Origin of the sequence: Proteus sp. CA142267 (assembly GCF_003336825.1) — a bacterium.
In the GTDB taxonomy this organism is placed as follows: Bacteria; Pseudomonadota; Gammaproteobacteria; order Enterobacterales; family Enterobacteriaceae; genus Proteus; species Proteus terrae.
Genome location: NZ_QPMG01000012.1, coordinates 33,685 through 50,839, shown reverse-complemented (window position 1 = coordinate 50,839; position 17,155 = coordinate 33,685). Strand labels below are relative to the sequence as shown.

The 17,155-nt window shown below is 36.8% G+C and carries 18 protein-coding genes and 1 tRNA gene; 8 read left to right on the top strand and 11 right to left on the bottom strand.

From position 1 onward, the window contains the following. The first annotated feature begins 456 nt into the window (after positions 1-456). Positions 457-930, top strand: coding sequence for a hypothetical protein (locus tag C0T34_RS16275; RefSeq protein WP_075673590.1), 474 nt, complete (start codon positions 457-459; stop codon positions 928-930). 160 nt (positions 931-1,090) lie between these two features. Here the strand turns inward: C0T34_RS16275 and C0T34_RS16270 are convergent, their stop codons facing one another. The 4 genes from C0T34_RS16270 to C0T34_RS16255 form a co-directional block, all read right to left on the bottom strand. Beyond that, positions 1,091-1,324, bottom strand: a complete 234-nt coding sequence (locus tag C0T34_RS16270) for a DNA polymerase III subunit theta (protein ID WP_109850470.1) — start codon at positions 1,322-1,324, stop codon at positions 1,091-1,093. A 177-nt stretch (positions 1,325-1,501) separates the two neighbouring features. Next, positions 1,502-1,578 (bottom strand) — tRNA-Pro (locus tag C0T34_RS16265). Positions 1,579-1,664: 86 nt separating this feature from the next. Beyond that, the gene (gene yejM / locus C0T34_RS16260; RefSeq protein WP_109850469.1) at positions 1,665-3,401 is read right to left on the bottom strand and encodes an LPS biosynthesis-modulating metalloenzyme YejM; all 1,737 of its coding nucleotides are present in this window, start codon (positions 3,399-3,401) and stop codon (positions 1,665-1,667) included. 26 nt (positions 3,402-3,427) lie between these two features. Beyond that, positions 3,428-3,655, bottom strand: a complete 228-nt coding sequence (locus C0T34_RS16255) for a YejL family protein (RefSeq protein WP_004247042.1) — start codon at positions 3,653-3,655, stop codon at positions 3,428-3,430. Positions 3,656-3,810: 155 nt separating this feature from the next. Here C0T34_RS16255 and yejK point away from each other — a divergent pair, with 155 nt between their 5' ends. Then, positions 3,811-4,815, top strand: coding sequence for a nucleoid-associated protein YejK (gene yejK, locus C0T34_RS16250; protein ID WP_109850468.1), 1,005 nt, complete (start codon positions 3,811-3,813; stop codon positions 4,813-4,815). A gap of 83 nt (positions 4,816-4,898) precedes the next feature. Here yejK and rplY read toward each other — a convergent pair whose 3' ends face one another. After that, positions 4,899-5,183 carry a 50S ribosomal protein L25 gene (gene rplY, locus C0T34_RS16245; protein ID WP_023581385.1) on the bottom strand — a complete coding sequence of 95 codons (285 nt, stop codon included), beginning with the start codon at positions 5,181-5,183 and terminating at the stop codon, positions 4,899-4,901. 144 nt (positions 5,184-5,327) lie between these two features. After that, on the bottom strand, positions 5,328-7,091 hold the full coding sequence (locus C0T34_RS16240; RefSeq protein ID WP_109850467.1) for a DEAD/DEAH box helicase: 1,764 nt from the start codon (positions 7,089-7,091) through the stop codon (positions 5,328-5,330). A gap of 180 nt (positions 7,092-7,271) precedes the next feature. On the opposite strand from C0T34_RS16240, the gene rsuA reads away from it, so the two are divergent. The 3 genes from rsuA (at position 7,272) to C0T34_RS16225 (ending at position 10,066) form a co-directional block, all read left to right on the top strand. Next, positions 7,272-7,976, top strand: coding sequence for a 16S rRNA pseudouridine(516) synthase RsuA (gene rsuA / locus C0T34_RS16235; RefSeq protein ID WP_098943467.1), 705 nt, complete (start codon positions 7,272-7,274; stop codon positions 7,974-7,976). A 37-nt stretch (positions 7,977-8,013) separates the two neighbouring features. Then, positions 8,014-9,198, top strand: a complete 1,185-nt coding sequence (locus C0T34_RS16230; RefSeq protein ID WP_239450338.1) for a Bcr/CflA family multidrug efflux MFS transporter — start codon at positions 8,014-8,016, stop codon at positions 9,196-9,198. A 520-nt stretch (positions 9,199-9,718) separates the two neighbouring features. After that, positions 9,719-10,066 (top strand): YejG family protein, encoded by a 348-nt coding sequence (locus tag C0T34_RS16225; protein ID WP_036912246.1) that lies wholly within the window; start codon positions 9,719-9,721, stop codon positions 10,064-10,066. A 121-nt stretch (positions 10,067-10,187) separates the two neighbouring features. On the opposite strand, the gene mepS is transcribed toward C0T34_RS16225, so the two are convergent. Next, positions 10,188-10,802: a bifunctional murein DD-endopeptidase/murein LD-carboxypeptidase gene (gene mepS, locus C0T34_RS16220; protein ID WP_098943463.1), complete on the bottom strand. Its 615-nt coding sequence runs from the start codon at positions 10,800-10,802 to the stop codon at positions 10,188-10,190. Between the two features lie 361 nt (positions 10,803-11,163). Further along, positions 11,164-11,871 carry a phosphatase PAP2 family protein gene (locus C0T34_RS16215; protein ID WP_098943461.1) on the bottom strand — a complete coding sequence of 236 codons (708 nt, stop codon included), beginning with the start codon at positions 11,869-11,871 and terminating at the stop codon, positions 11,164-11,166. Positions 11,872-12,218: 347 nt separating this feature from the next. Here C0T34_RS16215 and C0T34_RS16210 point away from each other — a divergent pair, with 347 nt between their 5' ends. Beyond that, positions 12,219-12,530 (top strand): hypothetical protein, encoded by a 312-nt coding sequence (locus tag C0T34_RS16210; protein ID WP_098943459.1) that lies wholly within the window; start codon positions 12,219-12,221, stop codon positions 12,528-12,530. A 339-nt stretch (positions 12,531-12,869) separates the two neighbouring features. Beyond that, positions 12,870-13,124 carry a hypothetical protein gene (locus C0T34_RS16205; RefSeq protein ID WP_226892311.1) on the top strand — a complete coding sequence of 85 codons (255 nt, stop codon included), beginning with the start codon at positions 12,870-12,872 and terminating at the stop codon, positions 13,122-13,124. A gap of 141 nt (positions 13,125-13,265) precedes the next feature. Here C0T34_RS16205 and yeiP read toward each other — a convergent pair whose 3' ends face one another. The 3 genes from yeiP to C0T34_RS16190 form a co-directional block, all read right to left on the bottom strand. After that, positions 13,266-13,838 (bottom strand): elongation factor P-like protein YeiP, encoded by a 573-nt coding sequence (gene yeiP / locus C0T34_RS16200; protein ID WP_098943455.1) that lies wholly within the window; start codon positions 13,836-13,838, stop codon positions 13,266-13,268. A 161-nt stretch (positions 13,839-13,999) separates the two neighbouring features. Next, positions 14,000-15,241 (bottom strand): tryptophan permease, encoded by a 1,242-nt coding sequence (gene mtr / locus C0T34_RS16195; RefSeq protein WP_098943453.1) that lies wholly within the window; start codon positions 15,239-15,241, stop codon positions 14,000-14,002. A gap of 290 nt (positions 15,242-15,531) precedes the next feature. Next, positions 15,532-15,948 (bottom strand): NUDIX domain-containing protein, encoded by a 417-nt coding sequence (locus C0T34_RS16190; protein WP_098943451.1) that lies wholly within the window; start codon positions 15,946-15,948, stop codon positions 15,532-15,534. Between the two features lie 192 nt (positions 15,949-16,140). On the opposite strand from C0T34_RS16190, the gene fruK reads away from it, so the two are divergent. Continuing rightward, on the top strand, positions 16,141-17,079 hold the full coding sequence (gene fruK, locus C0T34_RS16185) for a 1-phosphofructokinase (RefSeq protein WP_098943449.1): 939 nt from the start codon (positions 16,141-16,143) through the stop codon (positions 17,077-17,079). Positions 17,080-17,155: the final 76 nt, after the last annotated feature.

Genomic DNA, 17,155 nt, shown 5'->3' with positions numbered 1-17,155 from the left:
GTTCCACCTTGTTGAAGGAGGAATACCGTCTGATTTTATATATAAAAAATGGGATCAAAACAGAGTAAAATATCAGCTTCAATATGTTCATTTGTGCTTTTAAATTTAATTATCTGTCCATTCACCGTTGGTTCCAAATTTCCGTCACTGTTATATATAGTATAGAAATAGGTGAGAATTGGATTTTAACTAGGGTAAATCTGATGGGAGTTTTACACCAAGCAATTTTCAGGCATAGAAAAACCAACCTTAAGAGGTTGGTTTTTCTAAAGAATTTTGGTCGGCATGATAGGATTTGAACCTACAACTCTTGATACCCCATAAAACTGACTTTAAGGTATCTAACACTTTGATTATAAATTTAAATAATACATTTTATGTAGTTGAATACAGTTCCTAAATTAGCTGAATTCATTGTATATAATTGATATCTAAACCAAATGAAAGTGATGAAAAATGAAATATAAACCGATGCCGAAAGAACTTGTTTTGTTGGATGTTGAGAAAATCAATGGCTACTTATGTGCTGTTGAGTCACTGAACAGAGAGCCAAATGTTGCTCCTGACTATGAATGCACTTATGTGGAAGAAAAAACGACGTTACTTAGTTCGGTTCAGTCAGTGATTATTCCTCATAGCGATAAACATTCCATTGAGCATTGGAACGTTTCGTTAGAGCAACTCAGTGAAAACGATATGATTAAAATAGTGGAAGAATGGTTTTTTCAGCTTGGTATTGCTGCAAGGCATTCGGAGTTACTAAAGAATTTAGTCGTTGGTTTTAGAGATTTAATTCAGCCATACACTATAGGTTCTTCAATATATAGGGTGAATATGATCCCGCCAATTTGGTACGCAATACGCTGGGATAATTTTGTGATTCATTCCAAGCATGGTTCTCTTTTATTTGAATTTAACTTTAGTGATTAAATTATTTGTCAGCAGTTGTACTGCTAAGAGAAGCAAGACCAATGGCAAAAATAGTAGTAGAACGTAAAGTGAAACAACGTAAGTGGTAAAGGGAGTCTGGCGTTACCAAGATTGAATTATTTATTGATGAGCAAGAATAAGTTTTATAATCTTATTAATACTACTTCGCTTTCAAATACTGTACTGAATTCCCGTCCGGCAATCTCTTACTTCTCTCACGATAAAAAGCTAGCCGTTCATTAAAATACTCGCGCAAATGTGCTGGTTGTTGTCGTTCAACTTCCGACGCAACAACTGGCATATTTAAACGTTCTTTATATGCAATACCACTTGCAGATAGATCAGCGTTAATCTTGTCTTTTTTTTCCTGAGTTAGCTCAGCTAGATTTTTCATTTGATAAACTCTATTAATGATTAAAGCGAAATTATAACATAGAAACAGGGCGAGAATTGAGCTGTAACTCGGGTAAATCTGATGGGAGTTTTACCAGAGTTTTACCATAGTTTTACCAGTAGCAAATTTTAGGTATAAAAAAACCAACCTTAAGCGGTTGGTTTTTCTAAAGAATTTTGGTCGGCATGATAGGATTTGAACCTACGACCCCCGACACCCCATGACGGTGCGCTACCAGGCTGCGCTACATGCCGTTTGTGCCCTGTATATTACTGTTTTTGAGTGCTAAAGCAACCCTTTGCTAATTAAGTGACGTAATTTTGTGCGTCACTTAATAGCGTTAGCGTTCAATAAAACGCTTCTGTTCAGCCAGAACTTGCAGTAACAATTTTAAATCAGGTTTTGCCGAACTGATCTCTTGTCCTGATTTATCAAATAAAGCGTATCGGCCATGCTTATCTATCAACAAGGTATTATCTTGTAAAAAGACCACAAATGCCTCTTCATCGCCTGTGAAAATCCATGGATGATTACGAGTGCTTGCAAATAAATCTTCACCTTGTGAATAGTTGTCTGCTGGACTAATGACATGTAACACATGTTGCATCAAGGTTGTCATAATATCTTGATGGCTTGTCATTCGCTCAATAACCTGTGGAGTCATATTTGGCCAATGTATCATTAATGGCACCTGTGACTGGCTTAAATTAAAGGTGGTTTTATCTGACAGCCATTGATTAATTTGCTTCTTATCGTTGTCTTGATGATAGCTAGAAGTGACAACCACAACAGTATTATCTAGTACTTTGGTTTCTTGTAATGTCTTAAATATTGTCTCTAGTTGATCATTTAATGTGGCACGTTGAGACGCATTATTGGTATGACCATTAATTTGTAAGAAAGAGAACCAAGGAGTTGTTTGTTTGTTTTTGACTAACCAATTACTCCAACTATCAATAGTGGCATTGTTATTACCACTACGTGATGTTGGGAGGGAGAAATCTGATAGCACAGCTTGTTTAAACAGTGGTGTTTGGAAACCATTCGTTGAAAACATGGCTAATTGATAGTTTCGATAACTTAACGCATCGAAAAGCGCAGAGTTTTTTCTGCTACTTAATACACTGTCTAAATAAGAAGGTGAAATACCATAAAATAGCCCAAATAATGCAGTATCATTATTAATACCTGATGAATAATGACGCGAAAAATAAAGGTTATTTTGTGCAAATTGTTGCAAGCTTGGCAATTCAGGCACTTCTTCAGTCCCTAAACCATCAACAACAACCACCAGCAAGTTATAAGAATAGGTATCCTTGGCATAGATTAATGGAGCAAGAGGATAGGTAATACCTTGTGCCGCTGGATTACCTTCACTGATAACACGTTGCTCATATTCTGATTGATTAATAAAACCGTGGCGCTCAAGGAATTTACGTGCCGTCATTGGGTAGGATAACGGCAAATTAGCACGTTGCATGGTGATTGGGCGATAAAAGTTAGCGTCAGCCCAAATTGACATAGAGTGAGATACTATAAAACAAGTAATAAAGACACCCGCCAATGGTTTACCCCAGCGTTGGCGGTTTAAACTGCGCAATTTTTGCCAACTCCATGTTGCAAAAAGCATTTCAATCAGAAAGATGATGGGGATGCCAATGAAAATAAGTTGCCATTCACGCGCCATTTCACCTTCATCTGGGTTAATCACGAGATCCCAAACAAGTTGAGTCAAATGGAGTTGAAATTGCTGGTAAACGGCGATATCAAAAATAAGGATAGTTAATCCTGCACTGGCAAGGGCACAGGAAATAACTCTAAGTAGCCGTTGAGAAACAGCGACAAAGGTGAGGGGGAAAAGGATGAGTATATAGATAGCAAAGACAATAAAACTAAAATGTCCCATCCAACTCACAATAGCGTAAAAACGACCAGCAAAGGTTGCAGGCCAATCAGAAATAAACAGGTAACGGCTTCCAAGCAATAAGCTTAGAATAATATTAAATAGCGCAAACCAGTGACCCCAACTGATCATTTGGGATACTTTTTCACGATAGGACTGAGGTCTCGTTACCATGTCTATAAATAATTTTTCTATGTTTATTAGTGAATATTGCCTTCATCAATTGAAGCACGCAATGCGTGAACAAAAGAGTCAGCAATCAGCATTCGTTGAGCAGGGGCAATACTTGTATTAATTAAGTTTGTCACCATGTTCCCCAACACCATCAAAGAAAGATCTGTAGGAGTATGATGTTTTTCAAGAACGCTGACAAGTTCTGCAAGTAATTGCTCAACTTGTTCATCACTATAACGGGATTTTTGTGGCATAAAATCTGAATTCCTACTAAATGAATAAAACGCTATATATTACCGTATTACTAGGGCTTTTTCCGCTATTAAATTAATTAATTTTCCCTTGATACTGAAAGTAGGGAGTGTTTGAATACGCGCACGAGAAAGAGACGCAATAGAAGAGGACTACCATGAGTCTAGATATTAACCAATTAGTTTTGCATCAACTTATTAAGCGAGATGAGCAGACATTAGAAGTTGTGCTACGTGATTCACTCTTAGAAATTGAACCTGTTGTTCAGGAAATGATTGAGGAGTTACATCGTGTATACAGTGCAAAAAATAAAGCTTATGGTCTGTTTAATGAAGAAAGTGAATTAGCAGAAGCGCTGCGTTTACAACGTAAAGGTGAAGAGAACTTTTTAGGTTTTTCACGAGCAGCAACGGTGAGACTGAAAGACGAATTAGCAAAATATCCTTTTGCAGAAGGTGGTACCGTTCTATTTTGTCATTATCGCTATTTAGCGGTAGATTACCTTTTAATCGCTGTACTGAGCAGTTGTAACAGTATGTGGGTAAACGACAGCCTAGATGTGTCATCAACACGTTATTTAGATATTCCTCATGCAGATATTATTGCTCGTATCGATTTAACTGAGTGGGAGACCGCACCCGACTCTTTACGTTATTTAACGTTTTTAAAAGGTCGAGTTGGACGTAAAGTCTCTGATTTCTTTATGGACTTTTTAGGTGCGCAAGAAGGTTTAAACACCAAAGTTCAAAATAAAGGCTTATTACAAGCAGTTGATGATTTCTGCGAAGCTTCAGAAATGGGCAAACAAGAGCGTCAAACTTGTCGTGAGCAAGTATATAGCTACTGTAATGAGCAATTACAATCTGGCGAAGAAATTGCCTTAATGGAGCTTGCTGAAGAATTACCGTCTTTAGGCGACCAAAACTTTGCTCAATTTACTGAAGAAAAAGGCTATGAATTAGCTGAAACATTCCCAGCAGATCGCAGTACGTTACGTCAACTGATGAAGTATTCAGGAAGCGGTGGTGGATTAACTGTGAATTTTGATGCGAAATTATTAGGGGAGAGAATATTCTGGGATCCAGCAACAGATACGCTCACCATTAAAGGCACACCACCTAATTTACGTGACCAGCTACAACGTAGAGCATCAGAAAAATAATTAAGTAGTAGAAACAAATAACGCCACATTAAGTGGCGTTATATGCTCGGCGTCCCGAAAAATAAAGCTCGAAGGGTGGCTTATTAAGCGCGCAGGAAGTCGATATGAGTAATTTTTGGTTTATACTCGTGACGTTGCACTGCTTTAACTTTAACTTTAGTTTCTTTGCCATCGATAACCAGGTTTACGAAATCTGAATAGAATTCTGATTTGTGCTCTTGGTTGATAACTTCGTTGTGATCTAAATCGATAGCGATTGGCTCTTCATTTCCGCCATAAACGATAGCAGGGAAACGGTTAGCCACACGCAGGCGGCGGCTCGCACCCTTACCCTGCTCTTTACGTACAGTTGCTTTGATAGTTAACATCTTTTTTCTCTTATAAAAAAGAAAGAAAATACATACTTGTTACAGGCGACCCAGCAACAAGCTCGAGATTTGGTTTATCTAAAAATAGATAAAGCGGGGCGCATTTTAACGAAAAAGTCCCCTAACAGCAAATATAAATCCAGATTAATACAAGGTATCTGCTTTTCGATAGCGTCCTGCATAGTCAAAAATCTTATTTCTTATCTTCCAGAAGTTCTCTTTTTTACCTTTATGAGCCACAATAAAGTCAGGGTGACGCAACAAATCAAATTGCTTAATAATGTCGTTGGCATTATGCCAAACAAAAGGAACGCCTGGTGCGCGTTGATGTTCACGTAAAAATTTTAATTCAAATACTTTTCGTTGAGCGGGGGTTGTTAGTCGAAAACGTTCAGAGACGGAGGTGCCTTCTTCATCGTAATAATTAATTTCTAACCATTCACCTTTAACATCATTTCCTGATTTAAATTGCATTCCACCACAGCGTAAGACTAATGCTCCTTTGAGTTTTAATGCTGCTTTGAGCATATCATCAGGATCAACTAAGATCTCATCACAATGAACACAGCGACGTGCTGCAATATCATTTTCCTCATTGCAATGAGGACACAATTTAAAGCGAAAACGAAATTCACACTGTTGTTTTTGCTCTTGTTCATTGAGCTCCCAACCTTGGCAACGGCGACCATAGTGTTCAATGATATCGCCATCAGCATCTACAATGCCCCAAAAGGTATTGGCAAATTGGCAAATAGGACAGAAAATTTGTACCGGCTTACTATTCGGATTGGGTTTTTTAGTACCGACTTCGGGTAGATAGAGATCATGAGGATTACCTGCATAATCTAAAATCAGGCATTCGGTTTTTCCTGCAAATAATCTTAATCCTCGTCCTACAATTTGCTGGTATAAACTCACAGACTCAGTGGGGCGTAAGATAGCGATTAAATCAACATGAGGTGCATCGAAACCTGTTGTTAGTACGGCAACATTAACCATATAACGTAATTGTTGCTGTTTAAAACAGGAAATAAGATGGTCACGTTCAGAAGAGGGGGTATCAGCACTGACTAATGCAGCTTCATCCTGTGGTAAAAGAGAAAGGATCTCTTTTGCATGTTCAACCGTTGCCGCAAATATCATTACACCTCGGCAATTTTGTGCATATTCAATAATTTGAGCAACAATATGAGGTGTGATGCGTTTTTGTCTCTTTATTTCTCGGTTTAGATCTTCTTCATTAAATATCCCATTTTGACTTGTTCTTACTTGGCTAAAATCGTATTGCAAAATAGGCATATCTAGGCGAGTTGGCGGAACTAAAAAATGATTGCTTATCATATAGCGCAAAGGCAATTCATAAATGCAATCACGGAAAAAGCAATCTTCATTGCCTCTGATCATACCGTGATAATGATATTGATAAATCCAGCCTGTAGGTAAGCGATAAGGTGTTGCAGTTAATCCTAAGATCCGTAATTGTGGATTAATGGATTGTAATTGTTTAATGACTTGCTGATATTGGCTATCTTCAGACAAACTAATGCGATGACATTCATCAATAATAAGAAGGGAAAAAGTATCACTAAATTGCGATAAATTACGGGCAACAGATTGAACACTGCCGAAAACCACTTTTCCGCTACTCTCTTTTTGTTGTAAACCCGCAGCAAAAATATCCGCAGATAGACCATAAGCCTCATATTTGCTATGGTTCTGTTCTACTAATTCTTTTACGTGTGCTAAAACCAAGACACGCCCGCGCGCTCTTTTAGCCAGTTCTGCAATCACTAAACTTTTTCCTGCGCCAGTAGGTAATACAATTACCGCAGGTGTATTGTGTTGACGAAAATAAGAGATTGTCGCGTTAACAGCGTCAAGTTGATAAGGTCTGAGTGTAAAAGCCATAACTCTACATAAGAAATCAAACAGGGCGTCAGCGTAACATTTTTTTATAAGTAGCGCGAATAAGGGGGAGTAAAGGACGTGATAGTTTATTTATAAATTAATTAGTTGTTTTATTGTTAATATTCATTTTTAATAGATACCTCATATCAGATGGTATTCTTCCATTTTTCAGAGAAATTCATGCGATTAGATAAATTTTTGTCCCAGCAATTGGGTATTAGCCGTAGCTTGATCCTTCGTGAATTAAGAGCAGGGCTTGTAACAATTGATGGCGAAATGGTGAAAAGCGGTTCAATCAAAATTGCGCCAGAGCAAGAAGTAGCTTACGACGGTAATGTTTTAACTCAAATTTTAGGGCCTCGTTACTTTATGTTGAATAAGCCAATCGGCTATGTGTGTTCAACAGACGATCCGGTTAATCCAACTATCCTTTATTTTATTGATGAACCTTTGGCTCATAAATTACATGCTGCTGGGCGTTTAGATATTGATACAACCGGGCTTGTTTTATTAACAGATAATGGTCAATGGTCACACCGTATTACGGCGCCAAAACATCACTGTGAGAAAACCTATCTGGTTACGCTAGAAGAGCCAATTGCAGAAGGTGTCGCTGAACAATTCCAAAAAGGTGTTCAACTTAACGGTGAAAAAGATCTAACAAAACCAGCCATGTTAGAAATTATTACACCAACAGAAGTCAAGCTCACTATTAGTGAAGGTAAATACCACCAAGTAAAACGTATGTTTGCAGCAGTGGGTAATCATGTAAGTGCTTTACATCGTGAGCGTATTGGGGATATCACATTAGATGAGACTTTAGCTGAGGGCGAATATCGTCCATTAACAGAAGAAGAGATCAACAGCATTCACCTACCTCAATAATTATTATTTATCCTGTCGTTTTTGGGAGTTTATCTGCGTGCAACAGCAACGTTCGTCGTACCTTAGTCTCATTTTAATACTGGGACTTATTTCCATGCTTATGCCATTGGCTATAGATATGTATTTGCCAAGTTTACCTACTATCGCGCAAGATTTTGGTGTGCCTAGTGGTAAAGTACAAATGACATTAAGTATCTATATTTTTGGCTTTGCTATTGGGCAATTAGTCTATGGTCCTATGGCTGATAGTTTGGGACGTAAGCCTGTCATTTTGGGCGGCGTAATTGTTTTTGCTTTTGCCTCTAGTGCATGTGCATTATCTGAATCAATAGATGTGCTAATTGGTATGCGTTTTTTACATGGCTTTGCGGCAGCTGCGGCAAGTGTTGTGATTAACGCATTGATGAGAGATATGTTCTCTAGAGATGATTTCTCTAGAAGTATGTCTTTTGTTGCACTTGTTATGACCATCGCACCTTTATTAGCGCCACTATTAGGTGCTTGGGTGATGAACTGGTTTTCATGGCATGCTATTTTCTGGAGTATTGCGATAGCTGCTGTGATTGCATCTGCATTAATTGCTTTTTATATTCCAGAAACATTACCAAAAGAGCGTCGCCAACGCTTTAGCTTAAGAGTGACATTTAGCCAATTTATTAGTCTGTTTAGAACACGTCGTGTCCTTTGTTATATTTTGGCTTCAGGTTTTTCTTTTGCTGGCATGTTTTCATTCCTTAGTGCTGGCCCTTTTGTCTATATCGAATTACATGGCATTCCATTTGATCAGTTTGGATTATATTTTGGCTTTAATATCATCTTCTTAATTGTAATGACAAGTATCAATGGGCGATATGTTCGCCGATTCGGTGCATTGAAGATGTTGCGCCTAGGATTAACGATCCAATGTGTTATGGGGATCTTTTTATTGCTAGTGGTCGCCCTTAATTTACATTTCTATTTCCTTGTTGTGGGTGTAGCAATGTATGTGGGTGGGATTGCGATGATCACATCGAATGCGATGGCTGTTATTCTTGATGACTATCCTCATATGGCGGGGACGGTTTCTTCTCTTGCAGGAACAGTGCGTTTTGGTGTTGGTGCTTTAGTGGGAACAGCTATTGCTATGTTACCAGCAAAATCAGAATGGCCAATGGTAAGCTCTATGGCATTTTGTGTACTGTTTGCTATGGGTTTTATCTTGCTTGCACGTCGTTATAAATAAGAATATCACGCTATAAATAACAGAAATTTATAGCGTGCTCCTCTTTTTCTGCCTCTGTTTCCTCTAAAAACACCACATTTCTCTCTGCTGTATTTCATGAATCGTTTCAGATTAGTGTGATTTTTTGATTTGAATCAATACCTGATGTTGTTATTTTGTTAAATTAAGTAAAATTTATTTTAATAATCATCTATTATTGTTTTGTTGATATGAAGTATCGTGATAAAAATTGATGGATTGTTTTACTTGAATACGTAATATTTTATACGATTATTTTATATGGTTGATAAAATGTTAAATAAATGAAAGAATAATTGAAGAGATTAAGCATCACAGGTATGAATACCTGTAAATACTAAACTAAATGAATGGTTTGATACGTCTCTTCGCTTTTATTGTAAAACAATTGTAACAATCGTGTTCTATGATTAACAAGGTTCTAATATGCGTGTGAGCAAGTCAGTTCAAACTCGTATTGATGATGTATTAAATTAACGTGTTGATGAAACAGGATTGATTTGTGGATAATGTACAACTTTCGGTAGTTCATAAGCTGCCGCTGAGTTATCGGTGGCTAGCAGGCTTTGCGGGCACAAGAGTAGAAATACTGCCTGAAAATGATGCTGGAAAGCAAAATACGCTAATTGGCTTAAAATTGTTAAGTCATGATGGTATGACACTGGATGAAGCAATACAGAATTTGCGTCAGTATCTGAGTAATCTTCATATTGATAGCGTTGTGATTGAATGGGATGGCTCTCCTTGCCTTTTCCTTCATAGTGACGATGAGTGCGCTGCTTTATGTTGCTTAAAAAATGCTGGTGTCGCTATTGCTGAGCCATTCCCAACGGCATATTCTTATTTATAACACTTGCTTAATGTTATAAAACCAACGAAGCCACTGTGTGGTTTAAGCATGATAAAGAATATAAAAAAAGCCTCATTAATTAATGAGGCTTTTTTATTGCAATAAGATATAAGGGAATTAATTATCTTAATACATTTTGCGAAAGGTTGTTTTCAACAAGTGCGGCATCATTATTTTCTATAACACGTCTTGCTGCATAAAAACGTTTATTCCAGTAGGTATTAGACATTTCTGACACTGTTACACCATTGCTGGTGGATGCATGTACAAATTTATCATTACCGATGTAAATTCCAACATGGCGCATAGTACGGCCTGTTTTGAATAGAACAAGATCGCCTGCTTGTAATTTTGATTTATTAACCTGAGTACCGGAGAACTGTTGGTCTGAGGTTGAGCGAGGGAGTTCTACACCAAATTGGTCAATAAAGGTTCTTTGAACAAAGGCAGAACAATCGATGCCTTTTTTAGTGTCTCCGCCTAAACGATAAGCGACGCCTTTCCAGTCTGCATATTGGTCAAGTATCTTAGATTTTATATCGAGATTCTTCACCAATGATTCAAATTCATCTTGTGATGCTTGGGAAATAGATGTGCTTGATGATGTATTAAGTGGGGTAGTGCTTGAATTCGCTAAGCGTGAATTTGCGTTCTGTGAGCTACATGCCGATAGCGTAGCTACAACAATGAACGCCGGTATGAGCTTAAGCATTCTCATATACGGTTTTGTTCTCATTGTGACAGATTTCCCTTACATCCTTACGTGCAGAAGCGCACATGAATTATTCACTAAATAACCAGAGAATATAGTGTAATTTAACTCTGGCAACCTCATTTCGCGAAAAACGTGCTCTAAAGCACGTAAATATCCACATTAAACAATAAATAATGAGGAAACCAGAAAAGTGTACAGAAAGAGGAACTAAATGGCGAGAGAAAAGGAGCTTAATTTACAAAACATTAGATAATAAAGTGCTAATACTTAAAATAGATCTCATTTTGTCATAATAGTATCATTTAACTGTCAAAAAATGACCAAAAGAATAAGTGCAATATTACACTCATTCTTTTTTTATTAATTAGATGTGTTTTCTCTTTTATTTTTTAAAAGGAAGATATTTTTCTAATTGTCTAATAATTATATCCGATAATGGTGTGATTAATAACCAACTCGTCGTAATTAAAGTTAAAGAAATAGAACCCACTAAGATATCTGATGCCCAGTGTGCGCCAGCCATAACTCGTGGTAATGAAAATACGACTGTAATAAGAAGAGCACATAAGAAAGAACGAAACGAGAGATAACGTAATATAAAGCTACAGAAGATAAGTAGCATTAAACCATGATCACCAGGGAAGCTATCGCCAGAGGCATCTTTTGTTGGAATGCCTGTCACAACGCCCACTCTATGTACATCTTGAAAATGAAGTGTCGGGCTTGGTCTTTCAATTGGAATATTTTGCCCAATTTGATTGATGAGCACAGCACTTATTACCATCACTAATCCCACAATTATAAGATGGCGTTTGCCCATATAATCTTTTTTACGGAATGTATGGTAATAAAGTGCGCCCATTGCCAATAAAATAACTAAATCAAACTTTCTGTTATTGATATAAGCAACAAAAGTCGCAAAAAAACTATCAGGTAACAGGTGCTGATTAAAAAAATAAAAAATATGGGTATCAATTGATAGCCAGATTCCATGTTGTGCAGGAAGATACCAAGAGAGAAAAATAATTAATCCTGTGAGATTAAGTAAAAAAATAACAAGTGCTTTTTGGCGAAAATTAGAAAGTTTCATAGTAATCAAATGGCAAGTTTTAAGTATTTCTTTGTGATGTATATCACAAAAATTCAAAGTTTAATGATAGGACTATAGTCAAAATAAAAAAATATATCTTTGCAATTTATCGCTTAATTGGATGTTATTTTTTTGTTTCTTTTTTGTTGCGCCTCATTAATCTCTACTTAACCTAAATTTTAGGTGTTTTTTTTCGATAGTCGTAATTTGAGTAATTTATAATTGTTTTCTATTCTTTAATTAAAGATAAAAGTTAAATAAAAAAAGTTACAGGCCGATATTAGTTATGTCTTTAATAACATATTGGCTTGTGACTCCTTACACTCCAATAACAAAGGAGATTCAAAATGAAAAAGATATATATTACAGCTATATGCATATCTTTATTATTTAGCATTCCATCTTTTAGTAAAGAAAATAAAGTTATCGGCTCTGGAACTATCACTTTTGTTGGTGCAATTGTTGAGGGCAATTGTTTAATGGATGCAGATAAAAATACTTTTAAAACAAGCTGTTGGAACGGTAGTGAAATGCAAGAATCTCAATATCAGTTAGAAAGGAATAAGCACTTTAGCTCTAAACTGATTAACAATAAAGGTTCTATGAATATTAAATGGATAAATGATCATTTAGCTATAATGAATGTTGTTTATAACTAAATTTTCATTATTAAATAATAAAAATTATAGAGTTAATTAAATATTTTTTAATGCTTCTCTATAGTGTTATTTATTATTTTAAATATTTGGCTTAAGTTTAATCAACGTTGATTTCTTATTTATAAATATCGAGCGTTTATATTTGATAGACATCAAATATTCTTCTTATGTCTATATGAATGTCATATTTTATTGCTATGATGAAAATATGTCGGGTAGGTGTGATCCCCATACCTGCTAGCGCAAACAAGAAGTGAGGTCGTTATGAGAAAATATCTGACCGTAGTATGCAGTCTTCTCGTTTCCAGTTCGATATCATTGGTTTGGGCGTCTGATCCCATGCAAACAACAGGGCAGATTTATCTGCGGGGTGCGATTGTGGATCCTGCATGTGAAATGAATTTTACATTTGATAAAGCTGAATACCAATGTTACAAACACAACAAAGTGTTTACATCTACTCAACCCATCATTCCAGCGTCTTTTGATAAATCCCAACAAACTATTATTTTGCCTCAAGATATGGGTAAGGCTGAGATCCGTTGGATGGATGATACCCAAAAGAATGGTGTTATTGACGTTCAGTATTTTTAAGGCATCTGTGGGGAAATAGAGGTAGATAGTAAAGATAAACAAGTCAAATAATCGTTTGTCACATTGGGTTTCTTTACGATTATCTGACCTATTTAAAGCAACATTAGCTATGCGCTAATGAGTAGGGCTTTTGACTGTTGATTAGTCAGCACGGCCCATATAGCGACGTTCAGCAATATGAATACGAATTTTATCGCCAGTAGAAAGATATTCAGGAACCTGAATAACTAACCCTGTTGGTAATGTTGCAGGTTTAGTACGAGCACTTGCAGATGCGCCTTTAATACCTGGAACAGTTTCAACAATTTCCATATCAACAGTTTGTGGCAGTTCTAATGCTAAAACTTGACCATCCATTGTTAATACTTGCATTCCCGCTAAGCCTTCCTCAGGAATAAACAGTAATTCATCTTCAATTTGATCTTTTTTGAAGGTATATGGTGTGTAATCTTCATTATCCATAAAGATATACTCATCACCATCAATATAAGAAAAGCTAACAGCGCGACGTGTTAAGCTGATGGTATCAATCATATCATCGCCTTTAAAACGCTCTTCTACTTTCTGGCCTGTACGGATATCCGTAAAACGCATTTTGTACAGCGTACTTGCGCCACGAGCACTTGGTGCTTGGATGTCGATATCTTTTACCAGTAATAATTTGTTGTTATAACTAACAGCCATACCACGTTTAATTTCATTGGCTTTTGCCATATAAAACCTTCCATTAAATAACATTGACGATAATGGCGACAAAATTACTCGCAGTGCAGAAACTTGGCAAGTTATTCGCTCATTTTTTTATAAGATTTGATGAAAAAATAAAGCCAGCTCAAGTATGGGCTGGCTTTAGATCTTAGTTTTTAGAAAAGAAATTAACGGTAGATAGGAAGAAGATTAAAGTTCGCTAAAATATGTGCACTGGCATTGATAACACCAAATAAAATAACAAAACCAATCATAAACATACCACCGGGAGCTTTAAAACTTTGACTTTGATTACGCTCACGACTTGCTTTTGCCATTAATGCAGGGATAATCGCAGCCCAAATCGTTGCTGCAAGTCCTGCAAAACCAATGGCATATAAGAAACCATCAGGAAAAATGATTGCTAAAATAGTCGGTGGTATAAATGTGACTAATGCAGATTTAAGTCGACCGCTTCCTGTATTTGAAAACTTAAAGAAGTCCGCTAAGTAATCAAATAATCCTAATGACACGCCTAAGAATGAACTTGCTAATGCCATATAAGAGAACAAGTCTAATAACATTGATACAGTGGCATTGGCGGTTGTTGAACGCATCTGTGCTAATAAGTTACCAATATTTCCACCATCAGCAATTACCTGCTTGAAACCCTCGCGAGGAATATTACCTTGTACAACAAACTGCCATAAAATATAAATCGCCAGTGAAATCAATGTGCCAATAAGCAAGCTTTTCATGACGGCTTTGCCATCTTTACGATAATACGTTACTAAGCCTGGAATATTACCATGATAACCAAACGAGGTTAGTAAATAAGGTAATGCTGCTAAAGCATAAGGTAAGTAACTCGCATTGCTTTCATTGGTATTAAATAACACAGGCATTTTTACTTCCGTAAATAAGCCACCAATGGCTAACACAAAGGCGATTACCATACCGCCAATTAAAATAGTGCTTAGTCTATCTACTGCACGTGTTGATAACCAAACAAAAAAAGCAACAATTAAGGCAAAGACTAAGCCGGCAATAGCTTGTGGTACGCTGATCATACCTGCAAAGTTTTGCACGATAATGGAACTACCCGCAGAAATATAAGCGTAAGTTAAAATATAAAGAACAAACGCAATCGATAGTCCATTAATCGTACTCCAACCCTTTCCTAATAAATCTTTGGTAATGGTATGAAAGCTTGAGCCTAAAGGATAATGAAGGTTTACTTCTAAAATCATTAACCCAGACATAAATAAACAAAACCAGGTGTAGATCAGAAGAAAAATAGAACCGGTAAACCAGACACCGGAAGTCACAATAGGAATGGAAAACATGCCTGCACCCACAGCGGTACCTGCAATGATCATTGCGCCACCAAGTACAGATGGGCGCTTTGTTATTGATGTGACTTCTGACATAAGATGTCCTTATAAAATTGACTCAATGTACTAGCTTGATGGTGTAAAGAATACACGTTTGCTATAAAGGTGTAAATAGAGGTTATTGTGCTTTATAAAAGAAAAAAGTGAGTAAAAATAATACAGTAGGAAAAGGTGGTTATATAAATCAATAGATTAGTGTGAGGATTATCAGAAATAATAAAGAAACACAGCGATAAATAAGTGAAAATTTACGCAGAAATAGATAATTCGAACATTATTCTGAACAAAAAAGATCCAGAATAATGAACGTGATAGGGTGTTTTTAATTAACCTTGATAAAACTGCTTACTTTTCCATAATGCAATAGAATTGCGACTAGCTTCGAAGTGTGGCTCAGGTAAATCATCTGGAGAACACCAGCGGATTTCAGAGCATTTATCTGGTTCCATCAATTTAGGCTCATCACCTTGGTGTTGTGCAATCATACAAATAGAGACAGTGTGTTTACCTTCTAACTGGTAAGTTTCTAGATTATTGCTAATACCAATCACTTGTGGCGCAGTGATCACAATCCCAATTTCTTCTTCTATTTCGCGAATAGCACATTGCTCAAAAGTTTCCCCTTCATCAACATGCCCACCAAAAATTGACCAATAAGGGGCATGTTTTCCACAACGTTTTCCTAATAATACTTCACCATTTTCATTAATGATAATTACGCCAACGCCAACTACGACCGACATTTAAGACTCCTTTTTCTTTTTTATATAGTTATAGTTAATGTATAAAATAAGTCGCTTTTTACGGGCAATATTCTCCTTTGTGGAGGGATCGAGTGCAAGGAGAAAAAAACCAATTTCACTGAATAAAAGGTTAATTAATGCTATATATAGCACCCTAAATATTCATAATAAAAATGATTGGGGAGTGAAGGCATGAGTCGCCGCGTCGCTACGATCACCTTAAACCCTGCTTATGATCTTGTTGGTGCTTGTCCAGCTATTGATGTAGGTGGTGTTAATTTAGTCCGAACTGCTGGGCTTAATCCTGCGGGTAAAGGCAATAATGTCGCGAAAGTCTTACGTGATTTGGGAATCGATATTACTGTTAGCGGGTTTATGGGACGTGAGAATCAAGAAGAATTTCAGCATTTTTTTAGTGAAAATGGGATGGCTAACCGTTTTTATCTTGTGTCAGGACGAACACGCATTAATGTGAAGTTAACCGAAGGAAAAGGGCAAGTCACTGACTTTAATTTTTCAGGATTCACCGTATCAGAGCAAGATTGGCAGCGTTTTGCAACGGATTCACTTAATTGGCTTAGTCATTTCGATATGGTCGTTGTCAGTGGCAGTTTACCGAATGGCGTTGATCCTGAAGCCTTTACTCAATGGATGATTAAGCTAAGAAGATTATGTCCGTGCATTATTTTCGACAGCAGTCGTGATGCTTTAGTCGCAGGGCTAAAAGCAGCACCTTGGCTAATAAAACCTAACCATCGTGAATTAGAAGCGTGGGTAGGGCATTCACTAACTGAAATGGCAGATATTATTAAAGCCGCTCATCAACTACGCGATAAAGGCATAGCACATGTCGTTATTTCACTGGGTGAAAGAGGGGCTTTATGGGTAAATGCATCTGGCGCATGGCTGGCAAATCCACCACATTGTGATGTGATAAGTACCGTTGGTGCTGGGGATTCGATGGTTGCTGGATTAGTGTATGGTTTATTAATGAGTCAAACGAGTGAGCATACTTTGCGTCTTGCAACGGCGATTTCTGCGTTATCAGTTAGTCAGCCTGATGTAGGAATAAAAGACAGGAGTCAACTTGCTGAAATGATGACTAAGATAGAGCTAACACCGATTAAATAAGATAATTTGCGGTTTATTACTATAATACAAAAACAATATAAAACGAAAACTGTAAAAAACGAAAATTGTATAAACC

Bases quoted from the DNA above. Each gene is read 5' to 3' on its own strand.
- C0T34_RS16275 (WP_075673590.1), top strand. From the start codon at position 457: ATGAAATATAAACCGATGCCGAAAGAACTTGTTTTGTTGGATGTTGAG.
- C0T34_RS16270 (WP_109850470.1), bottom strand. From the start codon at position 1,324: ATGAAAAATCTAGCTGAGCTAACTCAGGAAAAAAAAGACAAGATTAAC.
- yejM (WP_109850469.1), bottom strand. From the start codon at position 3,401: ATGGTAACGAGACCTCAGTCCTATCGTGAAAAAGTATCCCAAATGATC.
- C0T34_RS16255 (WP_004247042.1), bottom strand. From the start codon at position 3,655: ATGCCACAAAAATCCCGTTATAGTGATGAACAAGTTGAGCAATTACTT.
- yejK (WP_109850468.1), top strand. From the start codon at position 3,811: ATGAGTCTAGATATTAACCAATTAGTTTTGCATCAACTTATTAAGCGA.
- rplY (WP_023581385.1), bottom strand. From the start codon at position 5,183: ATGTTAACTATCAAAGCAACTGTACGTAAAGAGCAGGGTAAGGGTGCG.
- C0T34_RS16240 (WP_109850467.1), bottom strand. From the start codon at position 7,091: ATGGCTTTTACACTCAGACCTTATCAACTTGACGCTGTTAACGCGACA.
- rsuA (WP_098943467.1), top strand. From the start codon at position 7,272: ATGCGATTAGATAAATTTTTGTCCCAGCAATTGGGTATTAGCCGTAGC.
- mepS (WP_098943463.1), bottom strand. From the start codon at position 10,802: ATGAGAACAAAACCGTATATGAGAATGCTTAAGCTCATACCGGCGTTC.
- C0T34_RS16215 (WP_098943461.1), bottom strand. From the start codon at position 11,871: ATGAAACTTTCTAATTTTCGCCAAAAAGCACTTGTTATTTTTTTACTT.
- C0T34_RS16210 (WP_098943459.1), top strand. From the start codon at position 12,219: ATGAAAAAGATATATATTACAGCTATATGCATATCTTTATTATTTAGC.
- C0T34_RS16205 (WP_226892311.1), top strand. From the start codon at position 12,870: ATGCAAACAACAGGGCAGATTTATCTGCGGGGTGCGATTGTGGATCCT.
- yeiP (WP_098943455.1), bottom strand. From the start codon at position 13,838: ATGGCAAAAGCCAATGAAATTAAACGTGGTATGGCTGTTAGTTATAAC.
- mtr (WP_098943453.1), bottom strand. From the start codon at position 15,241: ATGTCAGAAGTCACATCAATAACAAAGCGCCCATCTGTACTTGGTGGC.
- C0T34_RS16190 (WP_098943451.1), bottom strand. From the start codon at position 15,948: ATGTCGGTCGTAGTTGGCGTTGGCGTAATTATCATTAATGAAAATGGT.
- fruK (WP_098943449.1), top strand. From the start codon at position 16,141: ATGAGTCGCCGCGTCGCTACGATCACCTTAAACCCTGCTTATGATCTT.